The sequence below is a fragment of the Vibrio sp. D404a genome (assembly GCF_030248535.1).
Taxonomy (GTDB): Bacteria; Pseudomonadota; Gammaproteobacteria; order Enterobacterales; family Vibrionaceae; genus Vibrio.
The window spans coordinates 61,132-81,456 of sequence record NZ_JAHGAJ010000014.1 but is presented as its reverse complement, the minus strand read 5'-3'; the positions used below and the strand labels follow the sequence as shown (position 1 = coordinate 81,456).

Annotated in this window: 16 protein-coding genes; 4 read left to right on the top strand and 12 right to left on the bottom strand. The window is 46.6% G+C overall.

Annotated features, from left to right (window positions below; translation table 11 throughout):
* Positions 1 to 181: 181 nt before the first annotated feature.
* Positions 182 to 967 carry a siderophore-interacting protein gene (locus tag KI655_RS08405; RefSeq protein WP_285403640.1) on the top strand — a complete coding sequence of 262 codons (786 nt, stop codon included), beginning with the start codon at positions 182 to 184 and terminating at the stop codon, positions 965 to 967.
* A 96-nt stretch (positions 968 to 1,063) separates the two neighbouring features.
* Here KI655_RS08405 and gntR read toward each other — a convergent pair whose 3' ends face one another.
* The 10 genes from gntR to KI655_RS08355 form a co-directional block, all read right to left on the bottom strand.
* A complete protein-coding gene (gene gntR, locus KI655_RS08400) occupies positions 1,064 to 2,065 on the bottom strand; it encodes a gluconate operon transcriptional repressor GntR (RefSeq protein ID WP_285403639.1) in 1,002 nt (333 codons plus the stop codon).
* Between the two features lie 145 nt (positions 2,066 to 2,210).
* Positions 2,211 to 3,722, bottom strand: coding sequence for an NADP-dependent phosphogluconate dehydrogenase (gene gndA, locus KI655_RS08395; RefSeq protein ID WP_285403800.1), 1,512 nt, complete (start codon positions 3,720 to 3,722; stop codon positions 2,211 to 2,213).
* 11 nt (positions 3,723 to 3,733) lie between these two features.
* Positions 3,734 to 4,240 (bottom strand): gluconokinase, encoded by a 507-nt coding sequence (locus KI655_RS08390; RefSeq protein ID WP_285403638.1) that lies wholly within the window; start codon positions 4,238 to 4,240, stop codon positions 3,734 to 3,736.
* Positions 4,241 to 4,325: 85 nt separating this feature from the next.
* Entirely contained in the window at positions 4,326 to 5,648 is a 1,323-nt protein-coding gene (locus tag KI655_RS08385) for a TRAP transporter large permease subunit (protein ID WP_285403637.1), read from the bottom strand.
* Positions 5,641 to 6,198, bottom strand: coding sequence for a TRAP transporter small permease subunit (locus KI655_RS08380; RefSeq protein ID WP_285403635.1), 558 nt, complete (start codon positions 6,196 to 6,198; stop codon positions 5,641 to 5,643). Before KI655_RS08380 ends, KI655_RS08385 begins: the two co-directional genes overlap by 8 nt.
* An 85-nt stretch (positions 6,199 to 6,283) precedes the next feature.
* Positions 6,284 to 7,300, bottom strand: coding sequence for a TRAP transporter substrate-binding protein (locus KI655_RS08375; RefSeq protein WP_032550292.1), 1,017 nt, complete (start codon positions 7,298 to 7,300; stop codon positions 6,284 to 6,286).
* 202 nt (positions 7,301 to 7,502) lie between these two features.
* Positions 7,503 to 8,405, bottom strand: coding sequence for an EamA family transporter (locus tag KI655_RS08370; RefSeq protein ID WP_285403633.1), 903 nt, complete (start codon positions 8,403 to 8,405; stop codon positions 7,503 to 7,505).
* A gap of 143 nt (positions 8,406 to 8,548) precedes the next feature.
* Positions 8,549 to 9,253 carry a phosphonate utilization transcriptional regulator PhnR gene (phnR, locus tag KI655_RS08365; protein ID WP_285403631.1) on the bottom strand — a complete coding sequence of 235 codons (705 nt, stop codon included), beginning with the start codon at positions 9,251 to 9,253 and terminating at the stop codon, positions 8,549 to 8,551.
* 77 nt (positions 9,254 to 9,330) lie between these two features.
* Entirely contained in the window at positions 9,331 to 11,040 is a 1,710-nt protein-coding gene (locus tag KI655_RS08360) for a putative 2-aminoethylphosphonate ABC transporter permease subunit (RefSeq protein WP_285403630.1), read from the bottom strand.
* A 20-nt stretch (positions 11,041 to 11,060) separates the two neighbouring features.
* On the bottom strand, positions 11,061 to 12,170 hold the full coding sequence (locus tag KI655_RS08355) for a putative 2-aminoethylphosphonate ABC transporter ATP-binding protein (protein ID WP_285403628.1): 1,110 nt from the start codon (positions 12,168 to 12,170) through the stop codon (positions 11,061 to 11,063).
* A 399-nt stretch (positions 12,171 to 12,569) separates the two neighbouring features.
* Here KI655_RS08355 and KI655_RS08350 point away from each other — a divergent pair, with 399 nt between their 5' ends.
* Entirely contained in the window at positions 12,570 to 14,753 is a 2,184-nt protein-coding gene (locus KI655_RS08350) for a TonB-dependent receptor domain-containing protein (protein WP_285403627.1), read from the top strand.
* A 186-nt stretch (positions 14,754 to 14,939) separates the two neighbouring features.
* Here the strand turns inward: KI655_RS08350 and KI655_RS08345 are convergent, their stop codons facing one another.
* Together KI655_RS08345 and KI655_RS08340 are read right to left on the bottom strand one after the other, a co-directional pair.
* Positions 14,940 to 16,361, bottom strand: coding sequence for an FAD-dependent oxidoreductase (locus tag KI655_RS08345; protein ID WP_285403625.1), 1,422 nt, complete (start codon positions 16,359 to 16,361; stop codon positions 14,940 to 14,942).
* Between the two features lie 140 nt (positions 16,362 to 16,501).
* Positions 16,502 to 17,512, bottom strand: a complete 1,011-nt coding sequence (locus KI655_RS08340) for a putative 2-aminoethylphosphonate ABC transporter substrate-binding protein (RefSeq protein ID WP_285403799.1) — start codon at positions 17,510 to 17,512, stop codon at positions 16,502 to 16,504.
* 300 nt (positions 17,513 to 17,812) lie between these two features.
* Here KI655_RS08340 and phnW point away from each other — a divergent pair, with 300 nt between their 5' ends.
* Both phnW and KI655_RS08330 read left to right on the top strand, forming a co-directional pair.
* Positions 17,813 to 18,919 (top strand): 2-aminoethylphosphonate--pyruvate transaminase, encoded by a 1,107-nt coding sequence (gene phnW / locus KI655_RS08335; RefSeq protein ID WP_285403623.1) that lies wholly within the window; start codon positions 17,813 to 17,815, stop codon positions 18,917 to 18,919.
* Complete coding sequence (locus KI655_RS08330) at positions 18,916 to 20,322, top strand: aspartate aminotransferase family protein (protein WP_285403622.1); 1,407 nt, start codon at positions 18,916 to 18,918, stop codon at positions 20,320 to 20,322. Before phnW ends, KI655_RS08330 begins: the two co-directional genes overlap by 4 nt.
* Positions 20,323 to 20,325: the final 3 nt, after the last annotated feature.

Here is a 20,325-nt window from a genome sequence, read left to right as displayed (position 1 = left end):
CAAACGCCCTAATACCTGATTAGGGCGTTTTTTATTTCTGCTCCATTTCACAACCTGATCCATGCTCTATCGTTTATGCAAAAAATGAATGATGTAAATTCATGTAAATGATAACTATTGTTATTGAGTCAATATAAGAAGGCTACTATGATAGATAGCTTATATAGAAAGAGAGTCGAATATGAGTAAGCCAAGTCCTATCCAAGTTACTGTTACTAATACACATACCGTTACCCCAAACATGCAGCGCATTACCCTCAGTGGTGAAGGCCTGAGTCGCTTCCCAAACGACTGTGAAGGTGGTTACATCAAGTTGATGTTTAATGAGTTAGGTGGCACAGACTTGACGACTCTTGAGCCGGGCAAACGCCCAACCATGCGTACTTATACTATTCGTGAATTTAACCCAGAAGTGCCTTCAATCGAAGTCGATTTTGTTCGTCATAACACGGTTGACCTTCAATGTGGCTTTGCCGCTCGCTGGGCGATGAATGTTGAGAACGGTGAGACCATCACGATTGGCGGTCCGGGCCTTATTCAAGGCTTAAACAACCAAGCAGATTGGTTCTTCCTCGCAGCAGACATGACTTCCCTTCCTGCACTGTCAGCGAAAGTAAAAAGCCTGCCGCGTGATGCAAAGGGCTACGCCGTGATTCAAATCGCTTCACAAGAAGACCAGCAGCCTTTAGACGCACCAAGTGGTCTTGAGATCATCTGGTTGGTGGAATCAGAGCAAGCAGCATCACTTGCGGATAAGGTTCGTGAGCTAGAGTGGCTTGAAGGCACTGCCGCAGTATGGACAGCATGTGAATTCGAGAATATGCGAGCACTTCGCCAATACTTCCGCAATGAAAAGGAAGTGGCAAAAGAGAACATCTACATCAGCAGCTACTGGAAACGTGGCGTGAGTGAAGATGGCCATAAAGTGTTAAAGCAAGAAGACGCGAAAGCACAAGCGGATGCTTAAGTAACGATTTTCGGTTTAAGCAACTAGCAACCCGAACATGAAAACGCCCTTAACCGACAACGGTAAGGGCGTTTTTTTGATGATAGGAATAAGCAGCTAGATACTTTCACCGAGCTCAATGGCATAACCCAAATCCAGCTTCGCCGTCCAGTCTGATCTACCTTGCAAGCGCGATACGATTTGCTCTGCTGCCACCTTGCCTATCTGCTCCCTTGGAGTAATCACCGTCGCTAGGCGTGGAGTCATTGTCATGGTGATATCGTGACCATGGAAACCCGCAATCGCCATCTGCTCAGGCACTTGAATACCTCGTCGAACACATTCATAGAAAGCACCAATAGCCAAGTCATCGTTGGTACAGAAGATGCCGTTAGCCTCAGGATGTGTTTCTAGCAACTCACCTAGCAACTTAGCTCCTAATGTAAATGAAGAGGCCTCTTCGGTTTGGATGGTAAGTGGCGTAAGCGCATGCTCTTCCATTGCGTGCTCATAGCCTGCCATCTTAAGGCGAGTACGTTCATCCATGCGCGCCGCAAGATAGGCAATATTCTGACGACCTCGAGTGATCATCACTTTGGTCATTTCTCGCGCGGCATCAAAGTTATCAAAGCCGACCGCTTGCTCTATGCGCGGCGATACAGAGTCCATGATCTCAATAACAGGAATAGACGCGGTTTGTAGCATCTTACGAGCACGTTCTGTGTGGACGTTTTCAGACAAGATGATCGCATCTACGTTGTAAGACAGTAGTGAGGCGATGCTCTGCTCTTCAAGCTCTTCACTATAGCCGTAGTGGGCAATCATGGTTTGATAGCCCGCAGGTGCGGTAACCTGTTCAATCCCTCGGATCACTTCTGCGAAAACTTGGTTTGTTAACGAGGGAACCAACACGCCGATAGCGTTACTTTTTGCATTAGAAAGGATATCTGGGGCGCGGTTTGGGATATAACCCAGCTCTTCAACCGCTGAATTGATTTTGTCTCGTAGTGCTTCAGACACCTGAGAAGGGTCTCGTAAACAGCGACTTACGGTCATTTTGGTGACGCCAACTAAATTGGCAACATCTTGTAAAGTGGGGCGTTTTTTCTTATTTGACATAGTATGTAATTATTATTTTTATTGATTATGTTACTGGTAACAGTGTATCCAACTGACTTTGGATTTGAAGCCTTATCTCACAAAATATTGATGTAGTACCACAAACAAAAACGTCCCCATATCGAGGACGTTTAGATGCTAAGCGTTACGCTTCAATCTCTGTACGTGGGGTTTCACTCCATGTGATATGAAACTTTTCTTGTTCTTCTCTATCAACACGCGAGTAGGTATGTGAACCGAAGTAATCGCGCTGTGCCTGTAACAGGTTCGCTGGCAACACCTCACATCGAAGCGAATCGAAGTAGCCCAATGCCGAGCTAATTGCAGGCATAGGCACTCCAGTAAGCGCAGAATTGGCCACGACCGCTCGCCATCCGCAAGAGCGATTATGCACTTCCGAAACAAAGCGTTCAGCAAACAATAAGCTTTCTAGCTCGGCATCATTTTGGTATGCCTGAGTAATGTCTTGCAGGAACACAGCTCGAATAATACAGCCCGCGCGCCAAATCTTAGCGATGTGAGCAAAATCCAATGCCCACCCCTCTTTGATTGACGTCGCCTTCATCAAATCAAAGCCTTGCGCATAGACCGACAACTTGGCGCAGTACAACGCATCATGCAGCTCTGCAATGATCTCTTGCTTGGCTTTGCCACAGTTTGGCTGAACGTGTGTTTTCAGTACCTTAGCACCGTGGACACGCACCGCTTTTTGGCTGCTCTGCGCTCGAGCAAAAACCGCTTGTGCGATAGTTGGCGCTGGCGCACCCTCTTGTAAGCTGTTGACTGCCGTCCAAAGCCCTGTGCCTTTTTGCCCCGCTTTGTCCAGTACAACCTCTACAAACGGCTTGTTGGTGGTAGGGTCTAGAGTTTGTAAGATATCGGCACTGATCTCCATCAGATAGCTGTTGAGAACGCCTTGATTCCACTGCGCGAATACGTCACCGATCTCTTGTGCAGGCATCGCCAGTACTTCAGACATGAAGTGGTATACCTCGCAGATAAGCTGCATATCGGCATACTCAATACCGTTGTGAACCATCTTCACGTAGTGACCCGCCCCCGCTGGGCCTAGATACGCAGCACAAGGTTCGCCGTTCTCAAATTGACCAACAGGCAAGCCATTATCATCAACCTTGGCTGAGATCGCTTCCCACATTGGTTGAACATAGTTCCATGCGTCTCGGTCGCCACTTGCCATTAAAGCAGGGCCTGTACGCGCCCCTACTTCCCCACCAGAAACAGCGGTGGAGAAAAAACGCAGCTTGCCACGATATTTCTGTTCACGTGCTTCAGTATCTGTCCAAAGACTATTACCGGTATCGATCACAATGTCGTCTTGCTCTAGTCCCGCTTTTAGCAGGTCATCAATCACCGATTCTACGATATGACCAGCAGGAACAGAGAGCGCAATCACGCGTGGCTTCACCACAGAATTTAATACCTGAACAAGGTCAGCGGCCTTGAAAAAAGCACCTTTCTTAGTCTGACCTTGTGCAAGTGGCGTTTTGCTAAGTTGCAACGCTTCCGACTCCGCTCGATCACGGTGCGATTCGCTGATATCAAAACCTGCCACGTCGAAGCCTTGGTCTAGCAGGTTAAGCGCTAGGCTTTTGCCCATCACACCCAAGCCAATCATCGCGATATTGGATTTGTTCATGTTTGAGCTCATTAGTGTGCTCCCTCATGCTTTTTGATTTCCGCTATCGCGTCATCGATAACTGATTGCACGTCTTGTGCGATATCGATAAACAGCGCCTCATTCTTGTGTGGTTCCACCAAAGCCTCAAATTGGCTTTTCAACATCGCCTCACCATTGAAGTAATGATTTTCGCGAGATTTATGACGATTCCAAATGGTCTCAAACGAACCTTGCAGGTACACAATCACTAGCTCTTGATTGTTGTTACGCAGAATATCGCGATACGCGGGCTTTAATGCTGAACAAGCAATTACAGCTGCATCGTTGTCTCTGTAAACCTTGTTTAGGGTTTCTAACCAACCTTGGCGGTCATCGTCGTTTAAAGGAATGCCTTCTGCCATCTTGTCCACATTTGCTTGTGGGTGGTAATCATCACCATCATGAAACGGCAGATTAAGAGCGTTAGCAATCTCGCTACCAATCAAGCTTTTTCCGCAGCCTGACACGCCCATTACTAAGATTTTTTTCGCTTTCATTGGACAATACTATCCTTAGCCTCCAACTCACACTGGAGGCTGTCTATATAATCTGGGAATTCTTTAGGTCTTTAACGGTGGTGGGTTATTTCCACCACATCGCGAGCTCAGGGAATGCAATCACCATCCCTAAAACCAGAACCTGTAGGCCGATGAATGGCAGTAATGAACTGAAGATCTCGCCTAGGCTGATGTCTTTTGGCGCTACTGATTTCAGGTAGAAAGCCGCTGGGCCAAACGGAGGTGATAGGAATGACACCTGCATGTTTAGACAGAACACAACACCAAACCATACTGGGTCGTAGCCAAGGCTCGTAATGATTGGTACGAAGATAGGCATCGTTAGTAGAGCCACACCAACCCAGTCTAGGAACATGCCAAGAACCAGCAGGATAACCATCATGATAAGTAGTGTTGCTAGCGGGCTACCGCCACTTAGGCTTAGAATCACCTCTTCAACAAAGTCGATACCGCCCATCAGGTTGTAGATACCAACCAGCGCGCTTGCACCGATACCGATCCACATGATCATGCCGCAGGTACGCATGGTTGCGATGGCACTCTCTTTGAGCATATTGAAGTTAAGCTCACCACGAATCGCAGCGGAAATCATGATACCCACAACACCCAGAGCCGACGCTTCTGTTACTGACGCGATACCTGTGTAAATACTGCCCAGAACCGTTGCTACTGAAAGCAGTGGGAAGAACAGTGCTTTGAAGTAGCTCGGTTGATTTGCCATGTCTTCCGCGATCTCTTCATCACTTGGAATCGGAGCCAGGGACGGGTTCAACTTACAACGAATTAGAACATAACCGATGTAGCAGCCCGCTAGGATAAATGCCGGAAGGAATGACGCTTTAAACAGGTCACCAATCGAGACACTCGCCGTCATACCGTAGATGATAAGTACGATAGATGGAGGCAGCATGGTACCGAGTGCGCCACCCGCACAAGTAGTACCGATTGCGAGTTTGCGGTCATAACCAAGACGCAGCATCTGTGGCAGTGCAAGAATACCCAGCAGTACGGTTTCACCACCGATAACACCTGACATTGAAGCAAGCAATACCGCAACCAAGAGAGTCTGTACGGCAACACCACCACGAACTCTTCGGCCTACGGACTTCATTGCGTCAAACAGGTCGCGAGCAATGCCTGAACGGTCAAGCAGCGCGGCCATCAATACAAACATCGGAACCGCGAGGAATACATAACCTGATGCAAAGCTGTAAGTACGGCTAGCAATTAGAGGCAGTGCATCTGGACCAAACCAAAACAGTGTGAAAAAGATGGCAACGAAGCCTGTTACGAATGCCAGTTGCATACCCGTGAGTAGCAAGCCGATCATCATAACCAGCATGAGGATACTGCCCCATGCGATGCCAATAGAAGATAAATCAAACATCGTCTTTCTTCCCTAGCCCTACAATCTCTTGGATTAGGTGCAATACAAACTGGACAACAAGAATACAAAGACAAACAAAGATGATGCCTTTAAGAAGAGCTGGGTACGGTGCGTTCAGTACCGAGCCTGATGTTTCAAGACGCAGTTCGCCCCAAGGGGTAAACCAAGACTCTTGAACCATGAAATAAGAGGCGTAAGCCAACATACCAGCGAACGCTAAACCCACAACGTGGTGTACTAGGTTGAGGTATTTTCGAGTTTGAGAAGAGACTGAATCGTAAATTAGAACAACTCGAACGTGCTTGTTAGCGGCAAAGGCGTAAATACCGCCCACGATAAATAGCGAACCACCAACAAAAGAAGCGGTTTCGTGCACCCAAGTAGTTGGGGCATCAAACGCATAACGCATCACCACTTCGTAGAAAGAGATAAGTACAGTGAAGATGAACAAACCACTTAGAACATTGCTGACCTTGATTATGGCGCGGTCGAGAATGTTTCTTGGTTGCTCTTCTTGCTCTTGGGGTGCATGAGGCGTTTTATCTGTCATAACGTATTACTCAAAAAAAGTGGAGGGCAAGTGCCCTCCAAAAGAGAAGCTAAAATAGGTATTTAGCCTGGATAATCGTTGTGAATTAAAGTAGACCGTTTGTCTCTAGGAAGCCAGTTACAGAGTCGTATACTTTCTGTGCATTTGGAGAGCGTTCAGCAAATACTTTCCATTGACCTTTTGCGATTTCACGGAACTTCTTACGCTCTTCGTCAGACCAGTTGTGAATCGTGATTTCTGGGTTTGCTTGCGCTTCTTTCACTGCCGCTTGGTCAGCCATTTTCAGCTGAGTTGTCATGTCGTAAGAGAAGTCACGAACAGACGTTTGCAGAATAGTTTGTAGATCCGCAGGCATTTTGTCCCACTTCTTCTGAGAGATAGAGATGTCGATCAGAGGAAGAGAGTGGAAACCCGGTTGAACTGGGTGTGTTGCGATGTCGTTCATGCCCGCTTTTTGGTTAGTAGAGAATACTGTGTAGTCAGCCGCATCAATAACGCCTTTGCTTAAGCCAGTAAATACTTCAGAACCTGGCAGGTTAACTGGTGTCGCACCTGCCGCTGCAAATACTTGTTGTACTAGACCTTCAGGAGCTCGCAGTTTAAGACCTTTAAGATCATCAACACCGTCTACTGGTACTTTCGAGATGAACGACTCAACACCCGTAGTCGAAGCACCAACAAACTTAACGCCGTAAGGAGCGTAAAGCTCAGTCATTAGCTCGTTACCACCGCCGTAGTTCATGTATTGCAGCAGTTGTGTTGTATCAGACCAAGCACCAACCATGTTACCAATAAGACCGAATGCTGGATCTTTACCAGAGAAGTAACCTGTTGCAGTGACTTGGCCATCAAGGATACCCATTTTGATCGCGCCTAGTGTCTCTGTGTGCTTAACCACAGCACCTACCGGTAGAAGATCGATGTCGATACGACCATTAGACATAGTCTCAACACGCTCAGCCCAGTTCTGTTGAACTTTGAAGTTCAGATCACCAGATGGATCTGAAGATTGAATTTTCAGTTTGAAGTCTGCAGCCATTGCAGAAGTCGCGAATAGACCTGTTAGGGAAGCAGCAATCAGCGTTTTAGTCATAGCTTTCATTCGGGGTATCCTTATGGGTTTCACTCAATCCGGTTTGTTATTTTATGTTACCGGTAACGTTGAGTGCGATGTTACCGGTAACTTTACCGAACTGTCTATGAGAGAGATCACATCTTTAACAAAGGTAAAACGTTTGCTATCAATAAGGAAACTATGTGTGAAAAGTCACACTTTAAGAATGGCGCACCATATATATTTCAATTTAAATCAATGAGATAACTAATCCAGACAGAATAAAAAGCACACCTACACCACGAGTTACGTGCCACTTTTCCTTCAGAAAGTAGATCCCCATCACAACGCCAAAGATGATACTCACCTGCCTTAGCGCCACCACCAAGGAGACGTTTTCAGTCATGGTCATCGCGAACAGCACCAAGCCATAGGTTGCAGCCATCATCACGCCCGCCGCGGTCGCCTGTTTGCGAATTTTCCATGCATTAGAAAACTCTTGGCGCTGGTTGATCACCAGAAGCCAAAGGCTCAGCGGCGCGGCAATCGCCCAAAATTGCATCCCAAGATAAAAGATTGACGCGTGTTTATTATTTACGTCAGCCGAAGACAAGGTATCTAACAGCAATAAGGCTTCTTTATCGATAATCGAATAGCCCGTAGTGCCAATAGCCGCAATCAACGCCCATAGCACACCCAAGTTGAGATAAGCGCGCGGTCTCAGCTCTTTAAAGCTTTTGAGTGGCACGATAAGACAGCCTAAAGTAATCAGGGCAAAGCCAAGCCACTGGTTGTTGGTGAGTGAGTACCCAAGCATCCATGTTCCTAGCCCTACCATTAACACAGGTAAAGCTCGGGCCATCGGGTAAATTACGCCTATATCGGCCTGCTTATAAGCAACACCGAGCCCTACCAAGTAGATCACCTGACAAATACCACTGAGGAGCAACAGCTGCCAAAACGACATTCCAATATTCGAAAACCCGACGGTGTAGATGTACCAAATCAGATATGGGGTGAGGAGTGAGGCGGCAGCAAAGCTAGACGCTAAGAAAAAGGCGGAGCCAGAGCTTTGGTTTGATTTACCCAGCACATTCCACCCTGCGTGTAACAGTGCAGAGATGATCACCAGAATGATTGCGGAAAATTCCATATAACCCCTAAAAAAGATGTTAAAAAAGGCCTCTTAATTAAGAGACCTCAAACTTATGTATGCCAGCTGACAGGGAACAATTTGAATCGGTTTGTCCCCGACTCTTTCGACATGCTCTGTACAGATTACCGAGTTGAACCGAATCAGCGTTCCAATCGAGCGATTGACTCGATACTGATGGCATCATGTCGCCAATATTCAATATCGCAATCAATCAATTCACCGTCTTGATTATAATTGATCCTTTCAACCACCATCGCCGGTGAGCCTGATGTCGCTCTCAGTGCCTGCGCGGTATCACCCAGCAAAGACGTTGTACTCACACGGTAACGAATGGTTTGATACACCACGCCAAAATGCTCGCGGTAGATATCGGTGAGCGATTTTGAGAGATCATACTCCAATAGGTTTGGAAACAGCTCAGGGCGAATGTAGTTGGTGACATACACGACTGGCCTGTCTTCCAGATAACGAACACGATCAACGCGATACACATCAGAGAACGGCGCCAGTTTAAGCAATCGAGTCGCCTCTTTCGTTGCCAATATTCCCTTAGCTGCAATCAGCTCTGTCTTTGGCTGACGATTTTGCGACAGCGCCATGTTGGTAAAGTTGAGTGTTTGTGTTGGGTCATAGCGCAATGGCTCAGGTGAAATAAACCAGCCCCTGCGATCTTCGCGATAGATGCGCCCTTCCGCCTCTAGTGACGATAACGCTTCACGCAAAGTGACACGTGTAGTATCGAATGATTCAGCGAGTTTGCGCTCGGCAGGCAGCTTCTGTCTTGGAGATAGCATCCCCGACTCAATCTGCTCTACGATGACATCTTTAATTTTTACGTACTGCACCAATTTTCCTTTTATTTATTATTTCTGGTAGCCGCTCCATGGCCACACATATTATTTCTTATTCGCCAAGCCGCGAATTATCGCTTGCGCCATGCTTGTGTGCGTTTCTCAAACAACTTGTTGATGACTAAGTGCACCACTTTCGCACTCGCTGCCGCTAGCATAATCATCACAGCCATCGCCGCAGCCGCACCGGTTTGACCGGCATCGTCCATATTGAGTACCGAAACCGACGCTGGAATAGTATCCGTTGAATATAGGAATACTACCGCAGAAGTCGTGGTCAATGCATTAATAAACAGGTAGGTTGCAATATCTAATATTGCCGGCAGGCATACCGGAACCGTCACCTTAAAAAACAGTTTGTATTGCGGTAGATTAACCGAGGCCGCTGTTGCTTCAATCTCCGCAGGTAACTGTTTCAATGCAGTCAGCGCCGTCATGTGACCAACTGTGTAGTAGTGAACAACGGTATTGATCACCAAGAAGGTCATTGTTCCGTACAAGAAGTTCAGCGGATTATTTAAGTCATTAAAATAGAAGATATAACCTAAGCCCAGAACCATGCCCGGAACAGCCATTGGAACCACGCTCAGCATCTGCATGACCTGACGAATAGGTGCGAATGCACGACCTTTCTCGATGCCGTATGCACCAAGGAATATCAACACGGTACCGACGATAGCTGCCCAAGCACCCAGTGTTAGGGAGTTAAAAAATGGCGTCCAACCATAAGTGCTCATCTCAGCAAAGTTATAGTTGTTAAGCGTCAGTGCTTTATTCCAAGGCCAGAATGTCACCATAGAGCCGTAAATCGCCATTCCTAATACGATAACTACCGCAGCAGAAATCGTTAGGCAATAGAGAAAACATAGGCCATCGCGGACAGCACTCGGCTGTGGTTGGTAAGCTACCGAGCGAGTATCAAATAGGCTTTTTTGCTTTTTCTGTACCCAACGGTCGACACCAAACGCAAGCGCAGCTGGCAATAACAACAAAATACTGGTCACTGCACCCATAGAGAAGTTCTGCTGACCAACCACCTGCTTGAAAATATCGGTTGAGAGGACGTTGTAACTACCACCGATTACCTTTGGCACACCAAAGTCACACACCACCAGCGTAAACACCACGATCAAAGTACTGATCAAACCGTATTTAGCAGCAGGCAAGGTCACAACAAAAAACGTTTTCAACGGGGATGTATTGAGAGCACGTGCGGCTTCATATAGGCGCGCATCAGATGTTCTAAGAGAGGTGGTCAGAATCATGAGTGCATGGGGAAATGTCCAAAAGATCAGGCCCAATGAAATACCGATCAAACCATAAACGGAGTGACCGCCCAGTACTTCCTTTGCAATACCCTGATTGCCAAATAGAAAAATCAAACTGATAGCAGGTAGTAGAGACGGTGCAAGAATAGGCGCTGAACCAAGCACTTGAAACAGTCCTTTCATCGGCATACACGAGCGCGTCAGAGCATAAGCATAGCCAAACGCCAGCACACCAACGACCGCTGTCACCAATAAACCAAGGGTGAAGGTGTTACCGACGGATTGCCAAAGGCTTGCGGACGAAAAATAGGTCGCGAAGTTTTGCAGACCAACAAACTCCCCTTCCCCATTCTGGACACTTTTCTTGAGCATTGCCCATAATGGCATCAGGATGAACAGCACCATCACCACAGACAAAAATGCCAATAGACTAAACAAGATAACGTTGTCTTTACTCACTCGAGCCAGCAGAGGTGAGACGCGTTGCTGTATCAGTTGTTTGGATTGCATCATTTGTGTCGATTCCATGAAAATCACGCCGCCTCATCTTTTGATGCAAGACGCTGGTTACTTGGGTATGCGCGCAGACCTTCTTGGTCTAATGCCACATAACGAATGTCTCCACGACGCAGTTTCATTTCGTTGAAGGCTTTAACCGGAACATCAACTACTATCTGTTTAGCCATCGGGTCGTGTTGCAATTCACACTCAACTCGATAAAACGCGCCCAAAAATTCGCTCGAAACAATACGTACTGGCAGGGACTCGTTAAAACGGTCGACAAATTGAATCTGCTCAGGGCGCACAGCAATATCAAAACGGTCACCCACTTTTGGCGTCAAGTTATCGATACTTGGCAGAGTGAGCATCGATTCCGCAATACGCATTTTAGAATCCGCTACTATGGAAGCCTCAATGAAATTCATACTGCCGACAAACTCAGCCACAAATCGTGTTGCAGGCTTTTGATAGATCTCTTGTGGAGCACCGACTTGTTCAATCACACCGTGATTCATTACGACAATTCGATCAGCCATGGTTAGGGCTTCATCTTGATCGTGTGTCACCATGATGGTGGTAATCCCCAACTTTCTTTGCAGTTGGCAGATTTCATCTCGTAGGTGGGTTCTTACTTTGGCATCAAGCGCAGAAAGCGGCTCATCCAACAACAATAACCCCGGAGAGAGCGCCAATGCTCGTGCAAGAGCAACACGCTGCTGTTGACCACCAGACAATTGATTTGGGTATTTCTGCCCAGATCCCGGCAGACCGATGGTCTCAAGCCAACTCTCAACCGCCTCTAATGCCTCTTTATTCGACATCCCCTGATTTTTTAAACCAATGGCGATGTTCTCTTCCACCGTTAGGTTGGGGAAAAGTGCATAAGATTGAAATACGATGCCGAAGTCGCGCTTTTCTGGTGGCAGGAAAGTAGTCTCAACTTGGTTTTGTTCAATACGGCCAGAGGTAGGTAAGTCTAAACCTGCAATGGCACGTAGAAGGGTTGTTTTCCCGCAGCCAGACGGCCCTAAGAAACAGACAAACTCCCCTTTTTCGATCGACAGGGAGATGTTTTTTAACGCTGTAAACTGACCGAACTGTTTTACAACGTTTTCTATATTCAGATAGGTTGAATTGCTCATTTTCTGCAGCACTCTTTAAATGGTATATACCAAATCTAACCCCTGAATATTTCAGTTGAGTGACAAATTTATAGAAGCTAAATGACAGTTATATTGCGCTTGTGTAACGATTCGGTTTCTTTATCACAAATCTATTCAAACGACGAATTGAGCGCGCCAATTGAGAAGATATCACCGCCAATTTATCAGCCCAATATGACCTTGGCGCAGTTTCCACCCTACCAATCGGTGCAGTCACATAAACCAATCAAAAGATCCAAAGCAGCCAATCTAACCAGAAAACTGAGGCATAATAGCCATAACAACCAAACATTAATGATAATAAATATCATTAATGTTTGTGTATTTTATAAATATTCATATAATCCCCCCTTCAAATAACTACTATAAGTATTCAGTATGAGTATCAGCTCAAACCCCATTTTTAAGTTAAGTCTACTTTCAATCGCTGTCTTTCAATCTTTCGGTTCCATGGCAACAGAGACCATTGATGAATCTGTCGAAGTGTTGGGCGTGCAATACGCCAAACCTATTACGATTTCCGAACCCGGCCAAACCACCATTGACTGGCATGAGGTAGAAGAACAACAGTATTCAAACTTTGCATCCCTTGTCGACGCTGTGCCCGGTGCGCATTTAGATGGCGGTGCGCGCTCGGGTGGCGAACGTATCAATATCCGCGGCTTTTCAGACCCAAGCGACATCGCTGTCTTCGTCGATGGTGCACCGATTGGTTTCCAACAATATCGCTATGGTACTTTTTTCTTTGACCCATTCTTGATTGGCGAAGCGGAAATCATTAAAGGCGCTCATGACTACCGAGCGCTAAATGGTAAATTCGGCGGTACGATTCATATCAAGACAAAAACCGTCGATGATTTGCTGGATCCCGGTGAGCGCTTTGGATTCCGTGTCAATGAAAGATACAACACCAATGGCGACTCAAAAGCTTACAACCTCAGCTTATACGGCAGAAGCAATACGGGCTTTTACTATATCGCCAATGGTTCGGTGACAGATTCGGATGACATCCGTGTTGGTGGTGCGGACAAAGATCTAGATTATTCTGGGTATGAACAAGAAAACATGCTGTTCAAAGTCGGTTACCAAAACGCCCATCACCAATTCGAAGTGAGCCACACTCGCTACAAAGATGAAGGCCGTAAACCTTGGGCGAACCGACGCGGCGAGATGCCAACCATTACCGACTGGAACATCAAAAAGTACGGCTCTTTAGAAGCCGCACAGTATGCGTATACCGTGTATAACGAATACACAGATAACACGACCACAATCTCGTACAACTATGCGCCTTCAAATCCATACATTGACTTCAATATCCGAGCAGCACGTTCTGAAAATGATCGCCACTGGGTACGCCCGGACATCGCGTTTGAAAAGATGTTTGTCTCGGTGGGCAGCTATGGACATGAATCTTGGTTAAGTTACAACCGAGATTTTGTCGATGTCTACAACACTGCAATTTTAGGTAACCACACCTTAGTGACAGGCATTCAATATCAAAAAACAGACCGTGATTCTTTGGTATTTAATGCCTCATATGATGATAAAGCAGCGAAAAACTACGGCTGGTACACGCCATACTATGAGCCTTCAGGTATTCAAAAAACCTACGCTGCCTATGTGGCCGACCACTTCCAAGCAACACCGAACTTTACTATCACTCCATCATTAAGATATGAGTATGTGACAAGTGAAGGTAAAGGCAATGCCGCACCAGACTATAACGATTCAGCTGCAGGGCATGACTACAGTGAGACAACACATAAAGGCTTTAGCCCTCGTATCGATCTTGACTACGAAGCTACAGACAGCACGCGCCTAAACTTTTCATATGCGTATGCGATGAAAGCCCCTACCGTCGATAACATATACTCAGTGCAATACGCACGTGCAGCGGCGTCAGCAACCGCTCGGGATCTTGAGGTATCACGCATTCATGCTTATCAAGCGAGTATCATCAACATTACTGATGGGCTCTTTGATGAAAGCGATTCAATCGGAACTGAGCTGACGGTGTTTTACAATGACGTTAGCGACCATGTGCACAATCGCGTAGGCGCAAACCTAGATAAAGAGACGGACGAGAATCAAAGCTGGAATACCAACTTAGACGGCTATCGCAATCATGGCTTTGAGCTAATCAGCCAATATCGTATTGCAGATTTCTTCAGTGACTTCTCAGTGGCTTATGTTCGAGGTAAGTACAAAGGCAGCTTAGCGGATTCAACTGGCAGTGATGAAGACTTCCCAAGCACACCGCCATTAAACATCAATCTAGGCTTAGGCTATGAATGGAGCGAAGGTTTAACCACAGGCTGGAAGCTGCGATGGTATGATGCACAAACGAAAACAGGTGAAGACAAAACGTACAGCTACCCTCCAAGCGAGCAATACACTTTGCAAGACGTGTACGCGACTTGGGAAGTACAACAAGTTAAAGGCCTGTCATTCGGCGCTATTGTTACTAACCTGACAGACCGTTACTACGAAGCGTACCTATCTAAAGGTATCCCGTCACCAGGTCGAGAAGTTAAGCTAAGTGCAGCTTACCAATTCTAAATAAGCTCCAAGGATACTTGAACGGAGCGATCTTGGTTCACCGTAACAGGCTTTGTTTACCGTAATAGGCTTGGTTTACCGTAACCGATTTAGTTTACCGTGAAAAACCGAGCTTTCGATAAACACAAAGGCAACTAAGAGATGACTTAGTTGCCTTTCATTTATTCACCAAGCAATGTCCCAAAACTAGTCGGTGACTTTATCCGCTTTACTTGCTGCGCCAGCGAGCTTGGCAAACTGTTTGTCTATCCACATCGGTTTTTGACCTGCATCCTCTGCGTTCTCTTTTCGACGCACCGCATCGCGCACCATCATAGCCCCTAGCCAGCGAAAAGGCTCTGGTGGAAACTGACCAAGTGGCCCTTTTGTCATGCCACTTCTCGTCCATTCGTTGTCAATTTCTAAAGCCATTGATGAGAGGATCTTGCCGCCCATACGCGTTTGTGCAACGCCGTTTCCTGAATAGCCCAATCCATAATAGATGTTCGATTGATTCTCGATATTGCCGAAGAAAGGCAGTCCTGTCACAGAGCGATCGGAACCGCCCGACCAGCTGTACGCAAAATCTTGTTGTTCAAGCTTGGGAAACAAGTTTTGAAATGAGTGTTTAAGCAGCGGCAAGTACTTGGTCTGCTGGTTGAACATAGTGTCGACCTGATTGGCAAACGAGAACTTATTCCCTCCCTTGCCAAGCATCAACCTACCGTCTCGAGTATCGCGGTAATAGTGAACAAAGATCCTTGAGTCGACCACCGCCGCGCCTTTATCCGGGCCATATGCGGCAAGCTTTTCTGGGATAGGGTGAGTAATCACCATGTCAGAAGAGACAACCACAATGCTGCGTTTAAAGGCTTTGAAATGATCCAACATCCAAGCATTGAGCGCCAGCACTACTTTGCTAGCGGTGATCGTTGCCGATGGAGTGACCACTTGGGCGGGTTGACCATAATTAAGTTGGGTCATAGGCGTATTTTCATATACCTTTACGCCCATTTCGATGGCAACTCTTCGTAGCCCTCGAGCCAATAGGGCCGGTTGAACACTGCCTGCTGCTTCTGAATAGTAGCCTTCGATATGCTTGTCTGAACCTGCTTTCTCTGCCAAGTTTTGGTCACACTCCTTCCAGCTATTGATCCCCTGTTTGGTTAACTCATCAACGACAGGAGCCATCCCCCCTTTTTGAGCTTGGTTAGTTGCAGTGTAGTAAGTACCACTGCGGTACAAATGAGCATCAATGTCATGCTCTTTGCAAAACGCCTCAATCTCAAAAATCACCTCTTCAGATTGTTCAACCAACCACCTTGCTTGTTGTGCTCCATAAAGACGTTTAAGTGTCGGATACTTCGTGGACCAAGTGAGCATGCAACCGCCGTTAGCACCCGAAGCGCCACTGCCACACAAGCCCTTTTCAATCACCACAACACGCTTTTTGGGCTGCTGCTGTTTGATCAAAATGGCGGTCCACAATCCTGTGTAGCCACCACCAACAATAGCAATGTCTGTTTCGATATTTTGTGCCAGTGGTTGACCAGCATGGCTTGGTGGAGTGTCTTGACCAAACTCTTGTTGCAAGGCTTGTTTGAACCAATATGAATAGTGTTTTGACATGGAAGCTAACCTAAATGAATCGACGTCACTGAAATGACATTTAAATATAGATATCTGCTCAAGGAGCCGTTGTTGCCATAACGCGGCTCCTTGATCAAAAAAGGAAGACCGAAGCCTTCCTTTGATTTAGAGGGGTAAGATTAAGATTTTGGCTCAGATTTCGCGTCGAACTTATCTGACCAAGTTTTCAGAACGTCCGCACGCTCACTACCCATACGAGCAAAGTCCATCTTCGCCATGTTTTTCTCAACATTCGGGAAGTTCTTCACTGTTGCGGTTACCTCTTTGTGGCCCACAACCGGGTACATTTCGATGTAAAGCTCGTTTGCCGCTTTAGAGATAGACCAATCAACTACACGCTTTGCAGCGTCAGAAGATTTAACTAGGCCAACTGCTTCAGATTCCCAACCGATGCCTTCAGGAGTGATAACCGATAGCGGCGCACCTTGAGTTTTTAGCTTAGCGCCACGGCTCGCCATAGAGATACCGATTGCCACTTCACCCATACCCGCTTGAACACATGGCTTAGAGCCTGAGTGCGTGTAGTGTGCGATGTTTTTATCCAGCTTTTGCATGTAGTTCCATGCTTGGTCTTCACCCATGTTCTGAAGCCACGCTGATACTTGCATATAGCCCGTGCCTGAAGACGCTGGGTTTGGCATTGCAATATGACCTTTGTAGATAGGCTTAGTTAGATCATCCCAAGACTTAGGTGCTGGCAAGTTCAACTGTTTCGCAACCGCTTCGTTAAAGCACACCGCATTGAAGAATGCATCGTTGCCGTACCAAGCTTGAGAAGATTGTGGATCATTCAGATTAGCACGAAGTGCATCAACCCCTTGCGGAGTGTATGGTTGAAGAATGCCCTCTTCTTTTAAAAGTGCCATCGACGAGCCAGCGAGACCCCATACCACTTCTGCACGAGGGTTATTTTTCTCAGCCAGTAGTTTAGCTGTCATGATACCTGTCGAATCACGCACCCATTTGATGCGAATGTCTGGGTTTTCGCTTTCAAAGGCATTCTTGTACTTCGCCAAAATATCTGTTTCAAACGCCGTATAAACCGTCACTTCCTCGGCCGCAAATGCGTTAGTAGCCAGTAGTGACACAAGTGCAGCTAGTGATCCTTTCATAAAACGGTTTTTCATCATGTTCTCCGGTTGAACTGTATAGCAATTGTGAATGCAGCCCATGTTGGCTGGCATTCTTTCATTTCCATTAGTGAGTACAAACCAACTTGGTATGTACCAGATGACGAGTATTAACCTATTCGAGTTTTATGACGATTAAATGAACAAAAAATGGCAGTTTTAAGATCCATCACACAAGAGAGATAGTCATCCATTTTGTTTATGAAGCTTTTATTAAACTCGCCTTTTGGGTCTTTACCTCCATCAAAATCGATTGTTAAAGTAGCGACAAATATTGGTATAGTCCAAATGGAAATCAAAATGAAAAATGAATACTTGCTATTAACCCCTGGTCCTCTTTCTACCTCTGAATCAGTTCGCCAAGCGATGCTAAAAGACTGGTGTACATGGGACGATGAGTACAACAAAGACATCGTACAGGTCATCCGTCATAAACTGGTGAAGCTTGCAACTCAACAAGCGGGCTATACAAGTGTGTTAATGCAAGGCAGCGGGACAGCGTCTGTCGAAGCAACGATTGGCAGTGTAATCAGTACAGAAAGCAAGCTGCTTGTGGTCGATAACGGTGCTTACGGCGCTCGCATCGCACAAATTGCTCAATATTTAAACATTCCATGCCATGTCGTTTCTCCTGGTGAGACATCACAACCTGACTTGAACGAAATGGAAACGGCTTTGGCGATGGATCCTACGATTACTCACGTAGCGATTGTTCATTGCGAGACCACAACAGGCATGCTCAATCCAATTAAGGAAATCGCGCAACTCGCTAAGCAGAACGACAAAACCGTGATTCTTGATGCCATGTCAAGCTTCGGTGGTATCCCTATGGATATAGCGGAGCTTGGTATCGACTTTATGATCAGCTCAGCGAATAAGTGTATTCAAGGCGTTCCCGGCTTTGGTTTTGTTATCGCTAAACAGAGCGAATTAGAAAAGTGTAAGGGACAAGCTCGCTCTCTGAGTTTAGACCTTTACGACCAATGGCACTGCATGGAAGCCAACCACGGTAAATGGCGCTTTACTTCACCAACGCATACTGTGCGTGCCTTCTATCAAGCACTGCTTGAACTGGAACAAGAAGGCGGCATCGAAGCGAGATTCCAACGCTATTCAACTAACCAGAAGACACTGGTTGCGGGAATGCGTTCTCTGGGTTTCGAGTCGTTATTGAGCGATGACCTTCACTCTCCGATCATTACCTCTTTCTACTCCCCTACTCATAGCGACTACCAATTCAAAGAGTTCTATGAGCGCCTTAAAGAGCAAGGCTTCGTAATCTATCCGGGTAAAGTGTCAAACGCTGACTGCTTCCGCATCGGTAACATAGGTGAAGTTTACCCTGCTGATATTGAGCGTCTAATCGGTGCGATCAGTAAAGCAAAGTACTGGGAAGTAACGGCATGATGCAGTGTGAATCAAAAGAAAGCCTCTCTCACACCCACTTCCGCAGTGAAGGGGATGTAAACACAACGCCAGCGCGACAAGAGTGGAACGCCTCTCTGGATGATGAGGCAACACAAGCCTTGTTAAAAAGAGATTCCGACGTATTTCTGCATCAAGCGATGTCGACACCCTGCTTAGATACCCTGCAACATGCTGAAGGTATCTACATTGAGGATGCAACAGGTAAAAAGTACATGGACTTCCATGGCAATAATGTTCACCAATTGGGGTACGGCCATCCAGAGGTCATCAAGAAAGTGACAGAGCAAATGGCGTCACTGCCGTTTTCTCCGCGACGCTTTACTAATGAAACCGCGATTGAGTGTGCAGAAAAGCTAGCCCAAATCTGTGGTGGCGAACTCAACCGTGTGTTATTCGCCCCCGGAGGCACCTCTGTCATCGGTATGGCGCTCAAGCTCGCAAGGCATGTGACCAACAACTTTAAAGTAGTTTCACTTTGGGACTCTTTTCACGGAGCCTCTTTAGATGCTATTTCGGTTGGTGGCGAAGCCTGTTTTCGAGAAGGCATGGGACCACTTATGGCTGGCGTAGAACGCATTCCACCAGCTGTGTCTTACCGAGGTGCTTTCCCAATGCGCGACGGCGACCAAAACTCTGACGTCCATTACGCTGATTACCTTGAGTATGTGATTGAAAAAGAGGGAGGCATTGGTGCCTTTATTGCGGAAGCGGTGCGCAACACTGACGTGCAAGTGCCAAGTAAGGCGTACTGGAAGCGCATCAGAGAGATCTGTGACAAACACAACGTATTATTGATCATCGATGACATCCCTAACGGCATGGGGCGCAGTGGTGAATGGTTTACCCACCAAGCTTATGACATCGAGCCAGATATTCTCTGTATTGGTAAAGGCTTTGGCGGTGGCTTGGTACCGATTGCTGCCATGGTAACCAAAGACAAATACAACACAGCAGCCCAAGTCTCTCTAGGTCACTATACACATGAAAAAAGCCCTATTGGCTGTGCGGCGGCGCTTGCAACCATGCAGGTCATCGAGCAGCAAAACCTTTTGCAAAAAGTGAAAGACGACAGTGAATTTGTGAAACAACGTTTGCTCGATATGAAAGCACGATACCCAGTCATTGGTGATGTACGTGGTATCGGTCTGCTATGGGGTGTTGAACTGGTCACAGACCCTATAACGAAAACACGCGCCTATGACGAAGCAGAAGCTCTGCTCTATCAATGCCTCAATCAAGGTTTGAGCTTCAAAGTCTCTCAGGGCAACGTCGCTCAACTCAGCCCACCTTTGATTATCGAGCGAAGCGACCTCAATGCAGCCCTAGATATCTTTGAAGCTGCGGTAGACAAAGTATGCCAAGACTTTGGTTATCAGATTTAACCT

Coding starts and splice junctions, on each gene's coding strand:
- KI655_RS08390 (WP_285403638.1), bottom strand. CDS start 4,240: ATGAAAGCGAAAAAAATCTTAGTAATGGGCGTGTCAGGCTGCGGAAAA.
- KI655_RS08330 (WP_285403622.1), top strand. CDS start 18,916: ATGATGCAGTGTGAATCAAAAGAAAGCCTCTCTCACACCCACTTCCGC.
- gntR (WP_285403639.1), bottom strand. CDS start 2,065: ATGTCAAATAAGAAAAAACGCCCCACTTTACAAGATGTTGCCAATTTA.
- KI655_RS08355 (WP_285403628.1), bottom strand. CDS start 12,170: ATGAGCAATTCAACCTATCTGAATATAGAAAACGTTGTAAAACAGTTC.
- KI655_RS08345 (WP_285403625.1), bottom strand. CDS start 16,361: ATGTCAAAACACTATTCATATTGGTTCAAACAAGCCTTGCAACAAGAG.
- KI655_RS08370 (WP_285403633.1), bottom strand. CDS start 8,405: ATGGAATTTTCCGCAATCATTCTGGTGATCATCTCTGCACTGTTACAC.
- gndA (WP_285403800.1), bottom strand. CDS start 3,722: ATGAACAAATCCAATATCGCGATGATTGGCTTGGGTGTGATGGGCAAA.
- KI655_RS08385 (WP_285403637.1), bottom strand. CDS start 5,648: ATGTTTGATTTATCTTCTATTGGCATCGCATGGGGCAGTATCCTCATG.
- KI655_RS08360 (WP_285403630.1), bottom strand. CDS start 11,040: ATGATGCAATCCAAACAACTGATACAGCAACGCGTCTCACCTCTGCTG.
- KI655_RS08350 (WP_285403627.1), top strand. CDS start 12,570: ATGAGTATCAGCTCAAACCCCATTTTTAAGTTAAGTCTACTTTCAATC.
- KI655_RS08380 (WP_285403635.1), bottom strand. CDS start 6,198: ATGACAGATAAAACGCCTCATGCACCCCAAGAGCAAGAAGAGCAACCA.
- KI655_RS08340 (WP_285403799.1), bottom strand. CDS start 17,512: ATGATGAAAAACCGTTTTATGAAAGGATCACTAGCTGCACTTGTGTCA.
- phnW (WP_285403623.1), top strand. CDS start 17,813: ATGAAAAATGAATACTTGCTATTAACCCCTGGTCCTCTTTCTACCTCT.
- KI655_RS08405 (WP_285403640.1), top strand. CDS start 182: ATGAGTAAGCCAAGTCCTATCCAAGTTACTGTTACTAATACACATACC.
- KI655_RS08375 (WP_032550292.1), bottom strand. CDS start 7,300: ATGAAAGCTATGACTAAAACGCTGATTGCTGCTTCCCTAACAGGTCTA.